19 protein-coding genes are annotated in these 21,960 nt (G+C 63.8%); 6 read left to right on the forward strand and 13 right to left on the reverse strand.

The genetic code is table 11. From position 1 onward, the window contains the following. Window positions 1–54: 54 nt before the first annotated feature. Complete coding sequence (locus BLQ92_RS07500) at window positions 55–390, forward strand: hypothetical protein (protein ID WP_090683080.1); 336 nt, start codon at window positions 55–57, stop codon at window positions 388–390. A 97-nt stretch (window positions 391–487) separates the two neighbouring features. Here BLQ92_RS07500 and BLQ92_RS07505 read toward each other — a convergent pair whose 3' ends face one another. From BLQ92_RS07505 to BLQ92_RS07520, 4 genes are all read right to left on the reverse strand, one after another. After that, entirely contained in the window at window positions 488–751 is a 264-nt protein-coding gene (locus BLQ92_RS07505) for a hypothetical protein (RefSeq protein WP_090683082.1), read from the reverse strand. 130 nt (window positions 752–881) lie between these two features. After that, the gene (locus tag BLQ92_RS07510; protein ID WP_090683084.1) at window positions 882–1,211 is read right to left on the reverse strand and encodes a hypothetical protein; all 330 of its coding nucleotides are present in this window, start codon (window positions 1,209–1,211) and stop codon (window positions 882–884) included. Between the two features lie 138 nt (window positions 1,212–1,349). Further along, window positions 1,350–2,531 (reverse strand): porin, encoded by a 1,182-nt coding sequence (locus BLQ92_RS07515; RefSeq protein WP_090683086.1) that lies wholly within the window; start codon window positions 2,529–2,531, stop codon window positions 1,350–1,352. A 130-nt stretch (window positions 2,532–2,661) separates the two neighbouring features. Beyond that, a complete protein-coding gene (locus tag BLQ92_RS07520; protein WP_090683087.1) occupies window positions 2,662–4,557 on the reverse strand; it encodes a bifunctional sugar phosphate isomerase/epimerase/4-hydroxyphenylpyruvate dioxygenase family protein in 1,896 nt (631 codons plus the stop codon). A gap of 326 nt (window positions 4,558–4,883) precedes the next feature. Between BLQ92_RS07520 and aroQ the strand changes: the two genes are divergently transcribed. From aroQ to BLQ92_RS07535, 3 genes are all read left to right on the forward strand, one after another. Continuing rightward, entirely contained in the window at window positions 4,884–5,339 is a 456-nt protein-coding gene (gene aroQ, locus BLQ92_RS07525; protein WP_090683089.1) for a type II 3-dehydroquinate dehydratase, read from the forward strand. Continuing rightward, window positions 5,336–6,205, forward strand: coding sequence for a shikimate dehydrogenase (locus BLQ92_RS07530; RefSeq protein ID WP_090683091.1), 870 nt, complete (start codon window positions 5,336–5,338; stop codon window positions 6,203–6,205). The genes aroQ and BLQ92_RS07530 overlap by 4 nt, the downstream gene beginning before the upstream one ends. Window positions 6,206–6,268: 63 nt before the next feature. Then, window positions 6,269–7,696 carry an MFS transporter gene (locus BLQ92_RS07535; protein WP_090683092.1) on the forward strand — a complete coding sequence of 476 codons (1,428 nt, stop codon included), beginning with the start codon at window positions 6,269–6,271 and terminating at the stop codon, window positions 7,694–7,696. A 108-nt stretch (window positions 7,697–7,804) separates the two neighbouring features. Here BLQ92_RS07535 and BLQ92_RS07540 read toward each other — a convergent pair whose 3' ends face one another. The 4 genes from BLQ92_RS07540 to BLQ92_RS07555 form a co-directional block, all read right to left on the reverse strand. Next, window positions 7,805–8,515 (reverse strand): TetR/AcrR family transcriptional regulator, encoded by a 711-nt coding sequence (locus BLQ92_RS07540; RefSeq protein WP_090683093.1) that lies wholly within the window; start codon window positions 8,513–8,515, stop codon window positions 7,805–7,807. 128 nt (window positions 8,516–8,643) lie between these two features. Continuing rightward, window positions 8,644–9,921 (reverse strand): NAD(P)/FAD-dependent oxidoreductase, encoded by a 1,278-nt coding sequence (locus tag BLQ92_RS07545; protein ID WP_090683095.1) that lies wholly within the window; start codon window positions 9,919–9,921, stop codon window positions 8,644–8,646. Between the two features lie 64 nt (window positions 9,922–9,985). Next, window positions 9,986–10,777 (reverse strand): anti-sigma factor, encoded by a 792-nt coding sequence (locus BLQ92_RS07550; RefSeq protein WP_090683096.1) that lies wholly within the window; start codon window positions 10,775–10,777, stop codon window positions 9,986–9,988. Then, the gene (locus BLQ92_RS07555; protein WP_090683098.1) at window positions 10,774–11,346 is read right to left on the reverse strand and encodes a sigma-70 family RNA polymerase sigma factor; all 573 of its coding nucleotides are present in this window, start codon (window positions 11,344–11,346) and stop codon (window positions 10,774–10,776) included. The genes BLQ92_RS07550 and BLQ92_RS07555 overlap by 4 nt, the downstream gene beginning before the upstream one ends. 548 nt (window positions 11,347–11,894) lie before the next feature. Here BLQ92_RS07555 and BLQ92_RS07560 point away from each other — a divergent pair. Next, on the forward strand, window positions 11,895–14,966 hold the full coding sequence (locus BLQ92_RS07560) for a transglycosylase domain-containing protein (RefSeq protein WP_090683100.1): 3,072 nt from the start codon (window positions 11,895–11,897) through the stop codon (window positions 14,964–14,966). Window positions 14,967–15,021: 55 nt separating this feature from the next. On the opposite strand, the gene BLQ92_RS07565 is transcribed toward BLQ92_RS07560, so the two are convergent. The 4 genes from BLQ92_RS07565 to BLQ92_RS07580 form a co-directional block, all read right to left on the reverse strand. After that, entirely contained in the window at window positions 15,022–16,281 is a 1,260-nt protein-coding gene (locus tag BLQ92_RS07565; RefSeq protein WP_090683102.1) for an ROK family transcriptional regulator, read from the reverse strand. Between the two features lie 30 nt (window positions 16,282–16,311). Next, window positions 16,312–17,109, reverse strand: a complete 798-nt coding sequence (locus BLQ92_RS07570) for an ATP-binding cassette domain-containing protein (RefSeq protein WP_090683104.1) — start codon at window positions 17,107–17,109, stop codon at window positions 16,312–16,314. Window positions 17,110–17,126: 17 nt separating this feature from the next. Beyond that, complete coding sequence (locus tag BLQ92_RS07575; protein ID WP_090683106.1) at window positions 17,127–18,116, reverse strand: ABC transporter permease; 990 nt, start codon at window positions 18,114–18,116, stop codon at window positions 17,127–17,129. Window positions 18,117–18,209: 93 nt separating this feature from the next. Continuing rightward, the gene (locus BLQ92_RS07580; RefSeq protein WP_090683107.1) at window positions 18,210–19,214 is read right to left on the reverse strand and encodes a sugar ABC transporter substrate-binding protein; all 1,005 of its coding nucleotides are present in this window, start codon (window positions 19,212–19,214) and stop codon (window positions 18,210–18,212) included. Window positions 19,215–19,634: 420 nt separating this feature from the next. On the opposite strand from BLQ92_RS07580, the gene BLQ92_RS39870 reads away from it, so the two are divergent. Then, window positions 19,635–19,772 (forward strand): hypothetical protein, encoded by a 138-nt coding sequence (locus BLQ92_RS39870; RefSeq protein ID WP_175772827.1) that lies wholly within the window; start codon window positions 19,635–19,637, stop codon window positions 19,770–19,772. A gap of 49 nt (window positions 19,773–19,821) precedes the next feature. On the opposite strand, the gene BLQ92_RS07585 is transcribed toward BLQ92_RS39870, so the two are convergent. After that, entirely contained in the window at window positions 19,822–21,927 is a 2,106-nt protein-coding gene (locus BLQ92_RS07585; protein WP_090683109.1) for a 2Fe-2S iron-sulfur cluster-binding protein, read from the reverse strand. Between the last annotated feature and the right edge of the window lie 33 nt (window positions 21,928–21,960).

Genomic DNA, 21,960 nt, shown 5'->3' on the forward strand with positions numbered 1-21,960 from the left:
TCAAGATCGCAACCGAGCTCGCAACTAACACGGCCAACTGAGCGCCCGCATTGCATGGCACGCCGTCGCCCGAGTCACCACTATTACGTCTATGTCGTCGCGTTGTCCGACACGGTCTGGAACGAGGCGCGTTTTCGCCGCGCCAATCCGGATTACCGGTTCGAGCGGCCTTGCGTGTACGTGGGGATGACGGGACTGGACCCGGATCTGCGCTTCGACCGGCATAAGGCCGATATCCAGGCGAATCGCTATGTGCGCGATTATGGCCTGCGGCTCATGCCGGAGCTATATGAGGTGTTCAATCCGATGCCCTACGACGGCGCGCGGGACATGGAGGTGGAATTGGCGATCGGCTTGCGTGAAGCGGGTTACGCGGTGTGGCAGGCTTGATGAACGGCTTGGCGGTCAGATCCGCGATAAGTGCAGGTTCGGGCTCGCGGCCGGCTTAGCGGCCTAGGCTGGTTTGGTAGCCCAATTAGTGACCGGCTCAGCGGATGCCGAGGCCTCGCAGCACGGCATTGCCTTCCGGCGTCAGGCGAATAATGCTAGGCGCACCGGCTTCGCTTGCCACGGTCTCGACGAGACCGGCTTCGTGCAGCATGGGAATCTCGGGCTTGGCGAACGCGTCGATCGGCGCATGCAGCAACAGCAGCAGCGTCGCGAGTTCGTGGTGGCTCAGCAAGCGGCGCAACATGGTCGGGCGCTTGGCCGGCGCTGCCGTGTCGTTCGCGTCGCGATCAGTCTTGTTCATGGTACGCACCTCCTGCTTTTTCATTGTCCGGTGGATGATGGGGCCCAAGTCTTAAACGATTCTTAAGACTCGGACCTGAATCGGCAAGTTCGCGTTATTTTCGATCCGGCGTCGATTACAACCGCTTACGTCAGGGTGCGCAGGTTTTGCTCGCGCCCTCAATCCAGAGGTTGTCGGCGTGGCGCTTGCCGGCATAGAAGCGGTAGGTGGTCGCGCCATTGTCGGCGCGGATCTTGACGACGTTCGAGTCGCCGAAATCGAGCATTTGACCTTCCGGCAGCGGGGTGGTCTTGAAGGTCGCGTGATGTTTGGCGGCTTCCTGCGTCATGCACGCCACCACGTCGTTGACGGGGCGCTGCGTGTTGCCGTCGATCACGGGCTCGCCCGAATCCGGGTTCTGGAAATACGCGCACGCGCTGAAAAGCAGGGGAACGGACAGGACTACGGCAAACTTCTTCATAGGTCTCCAGAGGTATCGGTTCTTGCGGCCTGCAGGCCCGCCACCCGGGCGGGCGACGGCCGCAGACAGCGCGCCGCGTCGCACGGCGCATCAAAACGCGATTATATCGGCGCAAGAAGCGTACCTCGGGGACGCCGCTCAGAACGTAACCGCAATCCCCAGCATGCCGACGAACTGCGCATTCGTCGATGATGGCGTCGAGTTTTGCGAGTCGCCGACGGCCGGCGTCGCCTCCACGATATCGCCGGCGCCCTTCGCACCGAGCGTGTCGCCGCTGGCGCGCTGATAAGCCTCCACCGCATACAGGGTGGTGCGCTTGGACAGGTGATAGGCCTGTTTCAGCGAATACTGCTGGTAGCGCGCGGCGCTGGTGATGCCGTTGGCCTGCGACGCCATCGTGTACGAGAACGCGCCGGCGACATCGAAGGCTGGCGTGAAGCGATACGTGGCGAGCGCTGCGTAGGTGTTGAAAATGGCGGTGTCATGGAAGATCGACTGTCTGCCTGCCACGTACTGAACGTTCGTATACGTGAGACCCATCATCAGGTTGCCGATCGTGTAGTCGGCTGCCGCGGCGATGTGCTGGAGCGCCTTCGCCGAAACATAGCCTGTATTCAGTGATGACGTGCCGAAGCTGCCCGTGGAGGCCGGATCGAAGCCGGTGGTTTGCTGCGCGTTGTCCATGCGCAGGTAACCGGCCGCGAGGTTGACCGGACCGGTTGCGTAGCGGACGCCCGCGCTGATGGTCTGGCCCTTCCCGGTACTACCGGCAATGCCGCCGAGCGCGTACATGCCGCTCGCCTGCAGGCCGTTCCAGTTCGGCGTGGTGTACTGGAGCGAATTGTTGATGCGGATCGTGGTATCGAGCCCGTCGATATCGCCCGGGTGTGCGCCCGTCGCGCCGGTCAGCCAGTTGCTGGAGGCGAGCGGGCCGACAAACAGGTAGTACGGCGTGTACTGGCGGCCCATCGTGAATGTGCCGTATAGCGGGTTCTGCAATCCCACCAATGCTTCACGATTGAAAATCTGCGTAGACGAGGACAGCGCGCCCGTATTCGGATCGAAGCCGTTCTGCAGGTCGAAGATCACGCTGGTGCCGCCGCCGATATCTTCGGTGCCGCGCAGACCCCACTTCGACGCGTACAGGTTGCCCTGGCGCAGATAGACGTTTGAAGCACCCTTCTGGTTGTTGGCGTAGACGATGGCGTCGTCCACCGCCCCGTACAACGTGACACTGCTTTGCGCGAAAGCCGGGCTAGCGAGCAGGGCTGCGCTGGCCGTGAATGCGAGTTTCTTAAGTTTGCCGCCTGATTGCTTCATCTGCTGTCTCCTTCGTTGTTGAAAAGATCGCCAAGGTGAATCGGTAGTTGTTATCGAGACCTTATTTCGGCTCGTTGCTTGTCAAACAATGCTTCGGTGCTAAAACAAATTAGTCGAACAATCTGCAAGGCTAGTTGCCGCTGTGCTTACGGTGTTGCGCCTGCGCGGCCAGCCGGACTGCGGCGTTCACCGCCCCATAGCCGTCGTAGCCGCCGCGTCGCTCGACGACTTCAAGAAAGAAGCGCTGATCGAGCTGGGCCGTGTATGCATGAAAAAACTCGCCGCCATGTTCGTCGCGGTCGTACAGGATGTTGCGCACGCGCAGTGCTTCGAGCGTCTCGTCCGGCAGCGCGTAGCGGGCGGCCAGGTCGTCGTAGTAGTTGCGGGGGATGGCCAGAATCGGCAGGCCGGCGGCGACGAATTGCGGAATCGCCGAGAAAATGTCGTCGCTGCGGAAGGCGACATGATTCAAGCCGGAGCCACGATAGGTCTGCAGTGCCTCGGCTACCGCCGTGTGCCGGTCGAGCGACGCATTCAAGGCGATGCGCACTGAGCCGTCGCGGCTGCGCAGCGCACGGCTGCGCATCAGTCCGTAGGGGTCCGGCACCACCCAGCTTGGCTCCGCTTCGAAGCCCAAGGCGGTGCGGAAGAACAGCACCCACGTGTCCAGCGCATCGGCGGGCAGCGAAAGGGCCACGTGATCGATTTCGGTCAGCAGTGCTGGCGCTTGCTGTGACGGTTTTTCGTCCAGCAGGAAATCGGCTTCGAACAGCGTGGGTGCATCGGGCGTTTCGTCGACGAAGTAATTAAGGCTGCCGTCCGGCGCCCGCACCGCAGGTAGCACCCGCTCGTTCGGTCCCACCTGACCCGAGAACGGCGTATAGCCGAAGCCCGCCGCGCGTTCGAAGGCGAGCTTCGCATCGTCGACGCGCAGCGCCGAAGCGCACAACGACAGTCCGTGTTGCTGAAAAAAGGCGCTGGCGAACGAGTCCGCTTCGGCGTTTAGTACGATCGATGCGGCGCCATGCTGGTACAGCGTCACATCTTTCGAGCGATGCCGTCCGGCACGCTGGAAGCCCAGCTTGCCGAGCCAGTCGGCGAGTTGGGTGCGCGCTGTGTCGTCGACAGCGAATTCGAGGAACTGGAAGCCCACATGGGTGGGCGCCGGCGACGGCTGAAACAGCTGAGTGGCCGGCTGACCCTGCTGGATCAGCTTGTTGCGGGTCTGCTCTTCGAGAAACAGCAGCGAACGATACCCGTCCGCGGCTGTCACCGCCGTCGGCGCAGCGCGAAAGCCATCGTTGAAGATCTCCAGCGAGAGCGGCCCCTGGTAGCCGGTTTCCACCACGCGGGCCGTGAAGCCGGCCAGATCGAAATCGCCCTGGCCCGGAAAGCAGCGGTAGTGGCGGCTCCATTCGAGTACGTCCATTGCCAGTTTCGGTGCGTCGGCAATCTGCACGAAGGTGATGCGCTCGCCGGGAATGCTGGCGATCTCGTCGACCGGGTCGTTGATCGACAGGGTGTGGAAGCTGTCGAGCACGATGCCGAGGTTCGGATGGTTCACCGCATTCACCAGCCTCCAGGCATGCCGGTAGGAATTCACATGACGCCCCCACGCCAGCGCTTCATAACCGGCGATCACGCCCGCCTGCTGCGCCGCCAGCGCCAGCGAGCCTAGCTGCTCGACGATCAAGCCGTCGTCGCGCAGCGTGTCCGCCGAGACGTTGCTGCAAACGAGCAGGCGATCGGCGCCCAACTCATGCATCAGGTCGAACTTGCGCTTGACGCGATCGAGATTGCGCGCGAGCCGCTCGGCGCTTACCCCTTCGAAGTCGCGAAACGGCTGGAACAGCATGATTTTCAGGCCGAGGTCGGCGGCCATGCGGCGCACGTCGGCCGGCGAGCCGTCGAAATAGAGCAGGTCGTTCTCGAAGATCTCGACGCCGTCGAAGCCGGCCGCCTGAATGGCGGTCAGCTTCTCCACGAGCGTTCCGCTAATCGACACGGTGGCAATCGAACGTTGCATGACGGCTCCTGCGGGCAAGGAAAAAAAGGCGGGAAACGGGGCCCAGAGCGGGGTCTGAGCGGCGCCAGCGAAGCGGATGGCGCTTAAAAATGGTCCACCCGGTTACTTGTCTATCTCGAACTCATGGACACTTTTCGCCACTTTAGTTCAAGTTTTGGCGATTCTATACAAACTAACTAGATCGTACAAATTAGAGAAAACCCCAGAAGACCGAAGCGCCCGATCTGGCGCACACTAGGGGCACAGTGGGGAAAAGTGGCCGAGTTGGTGCCAGGTTGATTGTGTCGGCCGCGCTACCCGCACCCGAATTTCATGGAGTCGCCGCAATGAGTTTCGCCTCGGTACTGGTCCTGAACGGACCCAATCTCAACCTTCTCGGCACGCGTGAGCCGGCTATCTACGGCTCCGAGACGCTGGATGACGTCGCGCGGATGTGCCGCGACGCAGCGCTTCGGCTCGATCTTGCGCTCGAGTTCCAGCAGTCGAACGCCGAGCATCAACTGATCGACTGGCTGCACGCAGCCCGCACGAGGGTGGATGGCGTGGTCATCAATCCCGCGGCGTACACGCACACTTCCGTGGCGCTTGCCGATGCGTTGAGTGCGATCGACAAGCCGGTGATCGAGGTGCATATCTCGAACGTGCATCGGCGTGAAGCGTTCCGGCACCACTCGTATGTGTCGGCGCTGGCGGAGGCGGTGATCATCGGCTGCGGCACGCAGGGCTATGTGCTGGCATTGGAGCGCATGGCGACCATCCTGAAAGCGAGGACTGCGAAATGACGATAACTGCTGACAAGCAATCGTATCTGGTCGGACTGATCGGCTCGGGTATCGGCGGTTCGCTCACGCCCGCGATGCACGAGGAAGAGGGCAGGCAGCTCGGCCTGCAGTATGTCTATCGCCGCATCGATCTGGACGCGCTCAAGCTCGACGTGGCGGCGCTGCCGGAGATTCTGGTCGCAGCTGAAAGGATGGGCTACAACGGCCTGAACGTCACCTATCCGTGCAAGCAGCAGATCATTCCGTTGCTCGACGAGCTGTCTGCCGATGCGCGCGCCCTGGGCGCCGTCAACACAGTGCTGCTAAAAGACGGCAAAAGGATTGGCCACAACACCGACTGGTCCGGCTTCGCGCGAGCCTTCCAGCGCGGCTTGCCGGATGTGTCGCTCGAACGCGTGGTGCAACTCGGCGCCGGCGGTGCGGGCGCGGCCGTTGCCCATGCGGCGCTGACAATGGGTGCGCGAACGTTGACGCTATTCGATGTGGACGCCGCCCGCACCTCCCAACTCGCGGACGAACTGCAGCAGCGTTTCCCGTCCGCGACGGTGCGCGCAGGCGAGTCGCTCGCCGATGCGCTCGCGCAGGCGCAAGGCCTGATTCACGCAACGCCGACTGGCATGGCGAAGCTGCCGGGCCTGCCGTTGCCGGCGGAGTTGCTGCATGGCGGCCTGTGGGTTGCCGATATCGTCTACTTCCCGATTCGCACGGCGTTGCTGCAGGCTGCGGAGGCGGTCGGCTGCCGCACGCTCAGCGGCGGCGGCATGGCGGTCTATCAGGCGGTGGACGCGTTCCGCATTTTCACCGGACTGGAACCGGATGCCGAGCGGATGTTCGCGTACTTTCAGACGCTGCTGCCCAAGCCGTAGACGGGCAACGAAACGCATAGCAGGGCCATGCAGCACACCCAATAAAACATGGTGGAGACAGACATGCCGCAACCGATTCATCCAACCCAATCCGATCTGCCGGAGTCGCCGCCGCTGCAATCAGGCGCTGCTGCGACCAGCGTGCGCCGCACGAAGGTGCGCTATCGCATCCTCGGGCTGCTTGCCGTCGGCACGATGATCAACTACCTCGACCGCACTGTGCTCGGCATCGCCGCGCCGCAGTTGACCAAGGAACTCGGCATCAACGCTGCGCTGATGGGCCTGATGTTCTCGGTGTTCTCGTGGAGCTATGTCGCTTCGCAGATTCCGGGCGGCCTGTTTCTCGACCGCTTCGGCAGCAAGGTCACGTATTTTCTGTCGATGAAGTTCTGGTCGCTGTGTACGCTCGCACAAGGGCTGGTGCACGGGATCGCGCCACTGTTCGCGTTCCGGCTCGGCCTCGGTGTGGCGGAATCGCCGTGCTTTCCGACCAATAGCCGCGTCGTGGCGACGTGGTTTCCGCAAAACGAACGGGCCATGGCGACGGGCACTTATACCGTCGGCGAATACATCGGCCTCGCGTTCTTCAGTCCGTTCCTGTTCGCGCTGATGGGCGCGTTCGGCTGGCGCTCGTTGTTCTATGTGGTGGGCGGAGTGGGGCTGGTATTCGGCGTGATCTGGTGGTTCAGCTATCGCGAGCCGCGCGACCATCCTGCCGCCAATGCCGCGGAACTCGATTACATCGAGGCGGGCGGTGGCCTGACGCATCGCAAGCAGAAGGCGGGCGCCGTGCATACGGGCGGCGTGCACACGGGCGATTCGCATGCGAGCGAAGCGACGTCAAATACAAAGCCGAAATCGAGCGGCTTCGAATGGCGCACCATCGGTCAACTGCTCAAGCACCGCCAGCTCACCGGCATCTGTCTCGGCCAGTTCGCCGGCAATTCGACGCTGGTGTTCTTCCTGACCTGGTTCCCGACCTATCTGGCCACCGAGCGCCATATGGCCTGGCTCAAGATCGGCTTCTTCGCGATCATGCCGTTTATCGCGGCGTCGATCGGCGTGATGTTCGGCGGCACTTTCTCCGACTGGCTGTTGCGGCGTGGTGTCTCGGCCAACGTGGCGCGCAAGCTGCCGATCATCGCCGGCCTGCTGCTCGCGTCGACGATCATTCTCGCCAACTACGTCGAAAGCAACGTGACGGTGATCGTGATTCTCTCGGTGGCGTTCTTCGCGCAGGGGATGGCGGCGCTCGGCTGGACGCTGGTGTCGGATATCGCACCGGACGGCCTGCTCGGCGTGACGGGCGGCATCTTCAACTTCGCGGCCAATCTGGCGGGCATCATTACGCCGCTGGCGGTGGGGCTGATCGTGGCGTGGACCGGCTCGTTCGTCGGCGCGCTGGTGTTTATCGGCGTGATCGCGCTGATCGGGGCGCTGTCGTACATCTTTGTCGTCGGCGATATCAAGCGGATCGTGCTCGCCGAATGAGTCTTGCATGCGAGGCGCGAGGTGAGTGCGGGCCGAGTGCAAGACTCGGGCGGGGGCCACCCGTACCCGTGGCCCACTGCCGCTTTGCTTTGCCTCGCTGCCTGCCGATCAGTCCGTGTTGCGCAAGAAACGCAGCACGGCATCCACCACCATCGCCCGATGCCGCGTGCGCAGCCGCGGATGCGACGGATCGCGGCCGAACGCCGTGCCGAACGTATGGCGATTGCCGATGCGATGAAAGCACAGCGAACTAATCAAAAGGTGCAGGTCGATCGCATCCACGTCGCTGCGGAACTGGCCGCTCGCGACGCCGCGCGCCAGCAGGTCTTCGATCGTGTCGATTGCACTGATGTTGCGGCTCTTGAACGTCTTCAACTGCTCGACGTACTTCGCGCCGTGGATGTTCTCGATGGTGACGAGACGCACGAAGTCGCGATGCCGGTCGTGATAGTCGAAGGTGAATTCGACCAGCTTGCGCATGCCTTCCAGCGGATCGAGTTCGCTGACGTGCAGATCCTGTTCGAGCGCGCGAATATCGCCGTAGACCTTTTCCAGCACCGCCTGGTACAACCCCTCCTTACTCTCGAAGTAGTAGTACAGCATGCGCTTGGTGGTATTGGTGCGCTCGGCGATGGCGTCCACGCGCGCGCCGGCCAGCCCCATCGCGGAGAACTCCTGGGTCGCGACTTCGAGGATGTTGCGCTTCGTCTCTTCGGGGTCGTACTTGCGACGGGTGTCGCTACCTCGGGCGTCGCTACGCGGAGGTTCGGACGGGATGCCGGTCTGATCGGGCGCGGCGGCCTTGCTTCCCTTTTTCATTGTGTATTCGAGCGGCGATGACGGCGCATTCTAGCATGTCGAAATTCGCGCTTCGCCGCAGCTCTGCAGCGCGCTTCGCAGCAGCTTTGCGCGGGTTTGCGTCGTCAGGCAAGGTATTGGGCGCGCCCTCAAGAGGAAGCGCGGCGGCGCGCTGCCAGGGCGTCGCGGGCCTGCATGGTGGTGTAGGTCAACTGGGCGGCGGCGAGTCCCAGCGTGCCGAAAGTGTGCGTGAGACCGAAGCTGGCGAACGCCTCCGGCACCGGCCGCTCGCCGGAGATGGCGGCCGCCAGCAGTTCGCCGGACACCGTGGTGGGCGCCATGCCATGCCCGCCGAAGCCGACCGCGTACCAGACGCCGTCGGCGCTGCGGCCGATTTGCGGCATCTTGTGCCGCGCATAGCTCATCAGGCCGCCCCAGGCATGCTCGATCCGCACGTCGCGAAGTTGCGGATAGACCTTCAGCAGATCGCGCTGCAACAGCCGGGCGATCGCTTCCGGCTCGCGATTCAGCACGGAGATGCGGCCGCCCCACAGGATGCGCGTGTCGGGCAGGGGGCGGTAGTAGTCGAAGGCGAAGCGGGTGTCGTAGATCGCCGCGGCGGTGTCGATGGCTTCGGTCAGGCGCGTGCCGAGCGGTTCGGTGGCCATCACGTAGGTGGCGATCGGCAACACGGCGCGCTCGACCTTCGGGTAGACGTTGCGCACGTAGCCGCCGCCGGCCATCACGACCTGGCGCGCCTCGATCGCGCCGTCAGCGGTTTCGACCAGAAAACCGCTGCCTTGCCGCTGTAGCCGTAGCACCGGCGAGTGTTCGTAAATCTGCGCCCCTGCGGCGGCGACGGCCGCCGCGATGCCAATCACATACTTGAGCGGGTGAAAGTGAAACGCGTTGCGCTCTAACAGGCCGCCGTGATAGCGGCGCGTTTTCAACTGTGCGGCGAGCGTGGCTGCATCGACCGGCTCCCAGTCGACGCCGAACGAGTCCCGCATCAGGCGGCGCTGCGTTTCGAGGCGAGCCGGCTCGTCGAACCAGTTGGCGAGGATCACGCCGGCGTGAGTCGCGTCGCAGTCGATGCCGTAGCGGGCGATGCGTTGCCGCATCAGATCGACCGCATCGGTGGTGAGCGTATAGAGTTCGCGCGCCCGCACGGGGCCGAGGATTTTCAGCAGATCGGCGCAGTCGAGACTGTAGCCGCCGAACACGAAACCGCCATTGCGCCCCGACGCGCCGAAACCCACCTGCTGTGCTTCGAGCACGACCACGTCGCGCACACCGCGCTCGAGGAGGCCCAGCGCCGTCGAGAGACCCGCCAGCCCGCCGCCGACAATACACACCTCGGCCGCGCGCTTGCCGGTAAGACGGGCACGCTCGGGGCGAACCACGGTGGCTTCGTAATAGCTTTGCATAAAGAGGAAAGAGGAGTTGGCCGGCGCCCGCTGTTTCAGCAGGCGCCGGCTCGAGAAAAAGGACTCAGGATACCGGCAACAGCTTGCCGCTGAACACCACCGGCCCGCTTGGGCCGTTCGGGTTGGGCGAGCCGCCCGGCGGTTCGATCGAGATGGCGAGCGCCGCGTAGCTTTCCGGCCGCTGCTGCCCAGCCGGGACCTTGCCGTTGCCGCTGTTGGGCAGCACGCCGAGCGAGACCGGATGGCCGCTGGCCGGGATGCCCCACAACTGCATGGCGCGGTCGGGCGGCAACTGGGTGTCGCCGATCCGGTGCAGCGTCATGGTCGAGTGCGCTTCGTCCCACGCCACCAGCATGACTGGTTGCGCATCCTTGTTGTTGAGCACTGCAACATGCGACACCTCGGTCTCAGGCTGCTGCGCGACCGTTTGCGCGCCTTGCGGCGTGACCGTCCCGAACGGCAGCAGCGAACGCACGGCCACAACCATGGCGATGGACGCAAGCGCGGTGACGCCGATCGCCCAGCCGCGCCAGAACGCCAGATTGTCGAACCAGCCGCGCGCCGGACGGGCGGCCGGAGCCGCCTGCACCGGCGGCCGGCTCGGCGCCTGGCCACGGGCGGCGACAAAGCCGAGGCGCTGTTCGATCGCTTTCCAGACTGCCGCGGAAGGCATCCGCGCCGGCACCAGCTCGGCCATCGGCGCGAGGCGCTGCTGCCATTCTTCCAGCGAACGACGGATTGCCACGTCGTGCTCGGCGTAACGTTGCAGGCGTCGCCGCGCGCCGCCGCGCAAGGTGCCAAGTGCATATTCGGCGGCCAGCAGGTCGACCAGTTGAGGGTAGCGGTGCAGATTCATCGCGCACCCCCCAGGCAGCTTTTGAGTTTGGCGAGGCCACGCCGGATCCAGGATTTGACCGTGCCGAGCGGGACGGTCAGGGTTTCGGCAATCTCGCTATGGCTCTGGTCGCGCAGATAGGCGAGCGCGACGGCTTGCCGCTGCGCCGGTTCGAGCTGCTGCATGCACCCGTCCAGCAGCCGTGCCTGCATGCTCACGGCCGACAATGCTTCCGGATCGGGGTCTCCCGTCGCCACCAGATCGTCCAACGCATCACTCCATTCTGTTTCCTGCGTATCTACCCGCCGCAGGTGGTCGAGCGCACGGTTGCGTACGATCGCTGACATCCATGTCATGGGAGCCGACAAACCGCGCCGGTAGTCGCCCGCAAAGCGCCAGATATTGACGAAGCTGTCCTGCAAGACCTCTTCGGCCCACTCGTGCTTGCTCAATATACGGAGCGCAAGGCCAAACAGTTTCGGGGCAGCGATGTCATATAGCTCCCGCAGTGCCGCAGCGTCCTCCCTGGCGACGCGTTCGAGGAGCACGGCGAGCGTTTCCGGCGTTAATTCTCGAGTGTTGGCGGTCATGGACGAATGAGTGATGGCGTGCGGAGGTATGTTAATCAATTTCCCTCTGAGGTTATATCCGGGTTTTTTTCAACGCTGATCTGCATCCGTTCCGCCCGCGGCGACGTATAGGGGTGCGTAGGCAGTCCTGCGTGAAGAGCCGAGTTTCGTTCGAGGGCCACGCAGGGAAGGGAGGACGGGGGGTAGTCGTGGTGACCAGGGCTGGAGTCCGGCGCCGAGAGGCGCCGGCACAGTTCTACGCCGGGTGGGACAGCCAGGGCCCAGGACCCAGCGGACAGGCCGTCCGGATGGGTCCGGACAGGCGCTTTAAAAACGCGTTTGAGGCCAGCCGCGTCTGCAGGGTTTCGCCGGTAGCGTAAAGTGGGTTGCGCGCGCGGAAACCAACAATATCTCACTACATTTGCCGTTCCGCCACGACTCGCTGAAGCGGTGTTGTTGGCGCGAGACTCTGGGGGTTTTCCGGAGCCTTTGCGTTTTGCCGATCCGCGCTACACTGCATTAAATGCAGGCTGGATTGATCGCTCGGCGCCTGCGAGGGAGATGCCGCCATGAATCGGCCACTCGTAAGGTTTCCGCTTCGCGTTGCCGGCGGTGCGTCGGTGTGGAAGTGGATCAAATGGTCGCTCATCGCGGCCATTCTGGTGGCACTGGCCATCCTGGCCAGACTTTGCCAGATCGAAATCGAAACCTCCCGCCTGCAGGCGCGCTACCTCTCCGAGTTGACGCGCGACGTGGACTTCACGCTCGCAGATGGTGCAAGCCCCAACATCCGCTTCCCCACCACCGGTCCCTACGACGAGCGGCTCGGCTATGCGCTGATGCCGTCGTTCCAGCAACGCCTGAGTGCCCGCGGTTTTGTGGTGGCCTCGCAGGCGCGCGATTCGGAACGGATGCTCGCGCTCGCGGATGACGGTCTGTTCCTGCCCTACCAGGAAAAAGACCAGGCCGGCTTGCAACTATTCGACGGCACTGGCCAACCGCTTTTCAACGCCGCCTATCCTGGCCGGATCTACAGAAGCTACGACGCGATTCCGCCGCTCGTCGTCAACTCGCTATGTTTTATCGAAGACCGCGAACTGCTCGATCCCAGCCAGCCGAACCGCAATCCGGCGATCGACTGGGGGCGTTTCGGCCACGCGCTGTTCGACCAGGGCGCACGGTTTTTCAACCACCATCAGGCGCAACCTGGCGGCAGCACGCTCGCTACGCAGATCGAGAAGTTCCGCCATTCGCCGGATGGGCGTACCGCGACGCCGCCCGAGAAACTGCGGCAGATCGCGTCTGCCTCCGTGCGCGCCTATCTGGATGGTCCGCAGACCATGCCGGCGCGGCGCGAAATCGTCGTGCAGTACCTGAACTCGGTGCCGCTCTCGGCCCAGCCGGGCATCGGCGAGATCAACGGCATGGGCGACGGCCTGGCCGCCTGGTATGGGCGCGATTTTGCCGAGGTCAATGCGATTCTTAACGCGCCATCGTCGGCGGACAACCTGACCGAGCAGGCGCTGGCATTCCGCCAGGTGCTGTCGCTGATGATCGCGCAGCGCGCACCCTCGTATTTTCTGAATCATGGCTACAGCGAACTTGAACGCATGACCGATAGCTATCTGCGGCTGCTCGCAACGGGTGGTGTCATCTCCCCGTCATTGCGCGACGCGGCCCTGAATGCACAGATCGCGCTCAAGCGCACGCCGGTACACCAAACCGATGAGTCGTTCATCAGCCGCAAGGCGGTGACCTCGATGCGCTCGCACTTGCTGGCCGCGCTCGGTTTGCGCAGCTACTATGAACTTGACCGGCTCGACTTGCAGGCCACCGGCACGCTCAATAACGCGGTTCAGCAGGCGGTAAGCGACCGGCTGGCGAGCGCGGCGACCAAGGACGGCGCGCAGGCCGCGGGGCTGTTTGGATTCGAAATGCTACGCCCCGGCGACGACCCCTCGAAGATCACCTACAGCCTGACGCTCTATGAACGGCACAACGGTGCGAACCTGGTGCGAGTGCAAACCGACAGCGTCAACGAACCGTTCGATATCAACTCGGGCGCGCGCCTGAACCTCGGTTCGACGGCCAAGCTGCGCACGATCATCACCTACCTGCAGATCGTCACCGACCTGCACGACCGCTATGCGTCGATGAGTCCAGCGGAACTCAAGCGCGTCCAGCCCGATCCGCAGGACGTCTTGACGCGTTGGTCGCTCGACTATCTGGCGCATACGCCGGACCACTCGCTGCAAGCCATGCTCGATGCGGCCGTGGAGAGAAAATACTCCGCCAGTGCGGGCGAAACCTTCTATACCGGCGGCGGCGCGCAGACCTTCACCAATTTCGAATCGAGCGACAACAGCCAGATCCTGACCGTGCACCGCGCGTTCCAGCATTCGGTGAACCTCGTGTTCGTGCGGCTGATGCGCGACATCGTGCGCTACGAAATGATCCAGACCTCGGGGCCGTCGACACAATGGCTCGACGATCCCGCAGCCCGCCAGCTTTACCTGAGCCGCTTCGCCGATCAGGAAAGCCGCGTGTATATGAAGCGTTTCTACACCAAGTACCACGGCAAGATGCCCGACGACGCGCTGGCGATCATGCTGCACAGCGTGCACAAATCGCCGCCGAGGATCGCCACCGTGTTGCGCAGCGTGGCGCCCAACGGCTCGCTCGGCTGGTTCGACACGCAAATGCGCGAGCAGCTAAAAAACACCCCGGCGCAGTGGCTCAGCGACGACGATCTGGCGAAGCTCTATACGAAGTACGCAATGGACCGCTTCAATCTGAACGATCGGGGCTACATTTCGCGGGTGCATCCGCTGGAGCTGTGGCTGGTCAACTATCTGCGCGAGCATCCCGATGTCACGCTCGACCAGGTTCAGGAGGCGAGCCGCGGTGTGCGGGAGACGACGTATTCATGGCTCTTCAAGACGCGCTATCACGCGACCCAGGACCGCCGGATCAAACGCATGATCGAGTTGCGCGCCTATGACGCGATCGGTAAATCGTGGCAGGCGCTCGGCTATCCGTTCGCCAATCTGACGCCTTCGTATGCAGCGGCCATCGGCGCCTCGGGCGACCGGCCGGCGGCGCTCGCGCAACTGATCGGCGTGATCGAAAATGGCGGCAACAAGGTGCCGACCGAAAGCATCACGCAACTCGACTTTGCCAAAGATACGCCGTACGAAACGCATTTTGTACGCGCGACGGTGGCGCCGCAGACGCAGTTGTCGCCGGAGATCGTCAGCGTCGTGCATGAGATGTTGAACGATGTGGTGCAAGGCGGCACCGCCAAGCGTCTCGCGGATGGCATGGTCTTCCCCAACGGCACGACCTTGCCGGTATATGGCAAGACCGGGACGGGCGATCAGCGCTTCGAGGTGTTCGCCAAAGGCGGCCGGCTGATCGAGTCGCGCAAGGTCAACCGTAGCGCGACCTTCGTGTTCATGATGGGCGATCGGTTCTACGGCACGCTGACCGCTTACGTTCACGAGCCGTATGCGTCGCACTATGAGTTCACGAGCGCGATGTCTGTGCAATTACTGAAGTCGCTGGCGCCGGCGCTGCAGCCCTTGCTCGATGAACCGAAGGCGCCGGCTGCACCCGCCGTGCCGGCGGTGAAGCGGAGCTAATAAGGGGCCCGTCAGCGGCTCAGGGACATGCGTATGCCGCGGACGCTGCCGCCCCTCAGAACCCGGGCTCCGTCGCCGGCTTCAGAAACAGTTCATGCACCGGTGCGAAGTGCGCGTAGAGCGGCAGGATCGCGCCGCCCATGGCGCGCGCATCGGCGCCGATGGTGCCTTCCAGCAGTTGCGGGCGCGCCATGCCCTCCCATTCGAAGCCATCCAGCACGCGCTCGGTGCGGCGGATGATTTCGCGCACCAGTTGCCGGTCGAGTTCGCCGTCGATCACCACGGCTTCGAGATCGAGCAGGGCGGTTGCATTGATTAGCGCGCCGGCAATCGCAGGACATGCCGTGTCGAGCCAGCGTTCGGTATGCCGCCACCACTCCGGCGCCAATGCGCGATGATCGTGCGCCGCGGCGGCCGGCGCGCCGGCGTCGCTCAGCCTTTGTTCCAGCACGAACCCCGAGGCCGCATGCAGCAACTGACGCGCCGGTTGACGCACGCCTGGCCATGCTGAGGAATCCTGCGGTTGACCTGTGGCATCCATCAGCGGAATCGAGCCGACTGCGCCGGCGTTACCGTGCGGGCCGCCATGCAGCCGGCCGTCGATCACCAGACCGCCGCCGATGAAGGTGCCGACGAACAGGTAGAGAAAGTTGTGGATGCCGCGCCCCTGGCCCATCACGAGCTCGGCGGCGCAGGCGGCGGTGGTGTCCTTGGCGAACTCGACGGGCAGGCCGGTCATGGCGGCGATGCGGGCGCGGATGTCGATGTCGTGCCAAGCGTCGAGCGCATCCGGCGGCGCCCCCAGGAAATCGCGCCAGCCGCCGAGCCAAAGCGGCGCCGCCACCCCGACGCCGACTACTTGCTTGGCCCGCTCGCCGAGCGTTTCGTTAACTCTTGCGAGCTTGGCCTCCAGCGCGGGAAACAGCACACGCGGATCGGGATACGCATACTCGAGCACATCGCGGCTGCAGACGTGGCCGACGAAATCCATCGCCAGCACATCGAGGCTGCGACGCCCGACCTTGATGCCGATCGTATAGGCGCCCTCTGGCCGCAGCGCAATCGGCACCGAAGGCTGCCCGATGCGCCCCCGCACGCGCGGCTGGCGCGCCAGCAGTCCGTCGTCGATCAGACGGTCGACGATCATCGAGACGGTCTGCATCGACAGGCGCGTCAGCCGGCTGACGTCGGCTTTGGCGAGCGGGCCGTGCAAACGGATCGCCTGCAGGACGATCCGTTCGTTGAACTGGCGCATGCCGACCTGATTCGAGCCGACGGTACGTTTCAGGGGCGGGCGAGTGCCGGTGGTATCCATCGCGAGGCGCCCGTCAGCAGGATGCGTGCGTCATGCGATCGCCTTGACGTCCGCTTCCTTCGCGCCGGTCATGATGGCGACCGCTTCGGACATATGAATGTCCTTGGTGTTGACGAGCGCCGCGCGCCGTCCCAGCCGCTGGATATGGATGCGATCGGCAATCTCGAACACGTGCGGCATGTTGTGGCTGATGAGGATGACCGGCAGGCCGCGGTCGCGCACGCGCCGGATCAGTTCGAGCACCATGTTGCCTTCCTTCACGCCGAGCGCCGCAGTGGGTTCGTCGAGAATCACCACGTGACGGGCAAACGCCGCGCTGCGCGCCACCGCGACGCCCTGGCGCTGGCCGCCGGATAAAGTTTCGACAGCCTGGCGCATCGAACGAATGCCGATCTGCAGGTCCTTCATATGGGCGGTCGCCTCTTCGAGCATGCGGCGCTTGTCGATCATCTTGAAGATCGAACCGCGCCAGCCGGGTTTGACCAGCTCACGCGCCAGAAACAGGTTTTCGGCGATGCTCATGGCGGGCGCCACCGCGAGATCCTGATAGACGGTTTCGATGCCCTGGGCGCGTGCGTCGAGCGGGCTGCGGAATTTGACCGGCTTGCCGTCGAGCAGAATCTCGCCTTCGTCCGGCACGGTCGCGCCGGAGAGTGCCTTGATCAGCGACGACTTGCCCGCGCCGTTGTCGCCGATCACGGCCATGATTTCACCGGGCAGCACTTCGAAGTCGCAGCCGTCGAGGGCGGTGACGTGGCCATAGCGCTTGACGAGACCACGCGCCTCTAGAACCGGCGTCACGTTGGCAGCAGTTTGGGGTGTAGGCATGACAGGCTCCTGGTGGCTCATCGAGCGCCGCGGTGGGACAGTTTGTCGGCGGCGACGGCGAGAATCACCAGCATGCCGGTGATCAACACCTGGTACACCGACGACACGCCGATCAAGGTCAGGCCGTTGCGGAACACGCCGACGATCAGCGCGCCCAGCAAGGTGCCGGTGACCGAGCCGCGTCCGCCGAACAGACTGGTGCCGCCGAGCACGACTGCGGTAATGCTGTCGAGATTCTCGGTTTGCCCCGCTTGCGGGTCGCCCACGCCGGTACGCGACACCGACAACAGGGCGGCGATGCCGTAGATCGCGCCGGCCAGCGTATAGACGGTGAGCAGGATGCGTTGCGACGAGAGGCCCATGAGACGCGCGGCTTCAGGGTTGTTGCCGAGCGCATAGAGATGCCGTCCGGGGACGGTGTCGCGCAACACGAACCAGGTGGCCAGATACATCAGCAGCGTCAGGACCGTGCCGTACGTCACCTGGGCAGGGCCAATGCTGAACGTGTTGCCGAGGAACATCATCGCGTCAGGCAGGTTCGAGACGCTTTCCGCATTCGAGTAGATCTGCGTGAGCGCGAAGGCGATGTTCAGGGTGCCGAGCGTGACGATAAACGCCGGCAGTTTGATACGCGTGATCAGCACGCCATTGAGCGCGCCGAACAGGGCGCTGGCGCCAATGCCACAGATAATCGCGAGGATGGGCGGCACACCGAGATTGACCGCGAACTTGGTCATGATGATCGAGCCGAACGCCATCACCATGCCGCAGGACAGGTCGATGCCGGCGGTCAGCACGATCAGCGTCTGGCCGATGGCGATGACCGCAACGACCATGGTCTGCTGGAGGATCAGCGAGAGGTTCTGGAACGACAGGAAGCGGTTGCTCTGCGTGATAAAGAACGCGCAAGCCAGTAAAAGGGCGATCAGCGGACCGATTTCGGCAAGCGAAGGCAGTCGCTCGGACAGGGCGCGGTGGCCGCTAGCCGGGGCAGAAGGAGTCGACATGATGGGTTTCCTCGATGCTAAAGCGTGGCTTGGGGGCCACGCGGCAAATCGGCGGGAGACCCATCTACGGGTCTCCCATTTGCCTGGGAATGCTTATTGGCCCCAGCAGTTCGCCAGACCGAACGTCGTGTCCTTGCTGTCGACACCGCTCATTGCCCTGTCGGTGATCAGCGTGACGCCGGTGTCGTGATAGCCCGAGACCTTCTTGCCGGTCTTGGCGTATTCGACGCCCGCATCGACGCCAAGCGCGGCCATCTTCAGCGGATACTGCTGCGACGTGGCGGCAATGGCGCCGGCCTTGACGTTGCGCACGCCTTCACAGCCACCGTCGATCGAGACGATCATCACGTCCTTATCCTTGCCGGCGGCCTTGAGCGCTCGATACGCACCGGCTGCGGCCGGCTCGTTGATCGTATAGACCACGTTGATGTCCGGCGACTTCTGCAAGCAGTTCTCCATCGCCGTTTGTCCCTTCGCCTGATCGCCGCGTGTGTCCTGGCTGCAGACGATGGCGGGGTCGCCTTCCTTGACGCCGAAGCCCTGCAGGAAGCCGTTGTGGCGCAGCACCCCGACCGAGACGCCCGGTGCGAGATCGAGCGTGGCGATCTTCGCCGGCTTGCCGCCCATCGCCGACTTCGCGTACTGGCCGATCAGGACGCCGGCCTTGAAGTTGTCGGTGGCGAAGAGGGCGTCCGTGGCGTCTTGCGGTTCGGTTGGCGTATCGAGCGCGATCACCATCACCCCGGCGGCGCGGGCTTTCTTGATGCTCGGCACGATCGCCTTGGTATCGCTCGGCGTAATCAGAATGGCCTTGGCGCCCGCCGTCATCATGTTTTCAATGGCGGTAACCTGGCTCGCGTTGTCGCCGTCGAACTTGCCGGCGGCGGTCAGCAGCTTGGCGCCGTCCTTTTGTGCCGCGGCTTCGGCGCCCTGGCGCATCTTGACGAAGAACGGGTTGGTGTCGGTTTTGGTGATGAGGCCGACTACGGGCTGATCGGCGACGGCCAGCGTGGCGCTTGCGCACCAGACGGCGGATGCGGCGACGCACAGCGTGGCGAGACGCCGGGCGGCGGGATGCCTGCGGGAATTCTGATTCATGGGATGTGCTCCTCCGGATAATTGACAACGACGTTTTTGGACTAAGGTCGATTCAATAGCTGACGGGCGCTGGGTGCGCCTCTGGTGGCCTTGTGCTACCTGCGCCGGGTGACGCGGGTCTTCGGTCGGCCGCTTTTTGATTAAATCACTTTGGTTTATTTAGTACAGCAGGGCGGGCGACGTGCGTCAAGAAGGGGGAATTGCTGCGGTGCGGTTGCGCAGGGCCGGTTGGTGTGCGCGCAATAGCTCGGCTGGCGTGGCGTTGAAGGGATTGGTGCGATGCAGGAAAGAGGGAGGAGGATTGGGGTAAATCTGGAGGATAAATCTGGATCTATTTTTGATTTGTTGCGCCGCCGCAAGAACGGTTTATAATAGGGTTATTACCTAGGTAGTTAACCCTACCCTGAACTGGAGCTTGCCATGAGCCACATCACCACCACTTCCGCCCCCGCCGCTAACAGCTGGCTTGCCCGCCTCGGCGCACTCGCTCGCCGCGCGCTGCAACTGCATCTGCAAACCTGCGCCATCATCGCTGAAGCGCATCGCCGTCCGGAATAAAACCGGACGCCGATTGTGGTCGGGTTGCATCCCGATCGCGCCCCAGCTGTTACAGATCCAGAATCACCGTCGATTCTTCGCCGGTCTCCGTCTTCGCGGGTATGGCGCTGCAAATCAGTGCGTGGCCCGGCTCGATCTGCGCCTCACACGGCGCCGGGTAGGTGACTGCACCGGCGAGTAGCCGTGTCGAACACGTCCCGCACGTCCCCGATCGGCAGTTCGACTCCGCCGTCACACCATTTGCCTCGGCAAGTTCGAGCAAACTGCCCGCTTCCTGCGACCACTTCGCTTCACGTCCGGTACGCATAAACACAACCTTTGACGACTGCGCGGCGTTTTGAGCCGACGCTGGCGCTGCCAGGCGTGTCCCGTTTGCGATGCTTTCGCTGCGCTTGACGCTCGCCGGTCCAAACGCTTCGGAGCGAATCCGCTCGTCCGCAATGTTGAGCCCGCGCAGGCCGTTGTAGAGATCCTGCATGAAAGCGCCTGGACCGCAGAGATAAAAATCGTAGTCGCCGAATGGCAAGACGCCTTTGAGAAACGCGATGTCCACGCGTCCGAACGAGCGCGCCTCGGCCGGGTGTCCTGCCTGCGTCGCGGGCTGGCTGTCGAGCAGGTGCACCGACAAGTGCGGATGTGCCTCTGCCGCCGCCATGAGTTGGGCGGCGAAGGGATGCTCGTTGGCCTGGCGTGCGCCGTGAATGAAGTGGATGCGCTCGGGTTGGGTTGCCCCGCTAGTGTCCGCGAGTAGCGTATTGAGCATCGCGATCATCGGCGTGATGCCGATCCCCGCGGACAGCAACACAACTGGGCGTGGGCTGCGGCGTTCCAGCTTGAAAGCGCCTGCGGGAGCCCTTGCCTCGATCACGTCCCCTTGCTGGACATGCTCGTGCAGCCATGTGGAGGCGACCCCTTCGCGTTTGACTGTGATGCGGTAGTGCTGTCCATGGTCCGCATCCGAGAGCGTATAGGTGCGCGTCGACGGCGCAGCAAGTCCGGGTACGTGCAGCCGGATCGGCAGAAACTGCCCCGGCTCGAAGTGAGGCAGCGACGAGCCGTCAGCGGACTCCAGATAGAACGAGCGCGCCGATGGTGTCTCGTCGCGCACCTCGACCACCTTCAGCTTGCGCCAGCCGGTTGCCAACGGAGCCGCTGCGCCCGACGGTGCCCAACTGCCGGTTTTCTCGAGTTGCGGCGCATATTGCACCGGGGACCAACGAAACGGCAACGCACGCCGGATGCGCCGAACCTCGCGGATGTGAAAGCGCATGAGCCGCTCGGCGCCCGCAAACGTTTCGAGCTCCGAACCTTCCCAGATAACCTCGGCATCCACGGCGAGATACAGCAGATCGCCGCTTTCGAAGTCGATCACCAGCAGACCCGCGCGCGGATCCTGCAGCAGATTGCCGATAGTATTGAAGAACAGGTTGCCGCTGAAATCCGGCGTGGTCAGTGTGCGCTCGTTATCCACGCGAATGAAGCCAGGCTTGCCGCCACGATGCGAGACATCGGCGCCGCGTCCGAAGCCCGCATTGTCGGATGCATTGGCGCTGGCGATAAAGAAAGTATCCGCACGGGCGAGCAGTGCGCGGTCGGCCGGGCTGAGCGCCGGCGACGATTCTGGCGCCTCATCCGGCACGATATGCGCTTCGTCTGGAGCAGAGGCGGTGAAGGTCGGCACACGGCTCTGGATATATTTCGCGCAGTTGCCGAAGCTCTGGCTCACGCTCACCGTGAGCGTCTCTTCATCCATCGCCGTGATCACCCCATTGACCCGGTTGCGTCGACGCGTGGCGGGCTGAATGCCGAGCCCGCCGATCAGCGCGCCGACCTGCCATGCCGCAGCCAGAGGATCGCCGGCCGGAGCGCGTCCGACGATGCGCAGAGTGCGCTCGTCGGGTGTCGAGACGAATCCCGGTGCGCCGACGCGCAGCGACGCCCACGGCTGACCACTTGCGTCGAGCCCGCCCAGCACCATGAACGGCTGCTCCGCGAAGAACCGGCGATGCTGCTCGGGCATGTAGTCGCGGATTCCCCGGCGGGCGTCGACGTCCATCCGCTCCCGCACGCCTGCGCGCTCCTGCGCCTCGAGTTCACCGGCATGAAAGGGCGATTCGGCGGCGCGCCAACCAGGTGCAAAAGCAGGCGTTGACATGATGGACTCGCTGGGTGGGTTAAGAGAGCGGCG

Source organism: Paraburkholderia phenazinium (assembly GCF_900100735.1).
Lineage (GTDB): Bacteria > Pseudomonadota > Gammaproteobacteria > Burkholderiales > Burkholderiaceae > Paraburkholderia > Paraburkholderia phenazinia.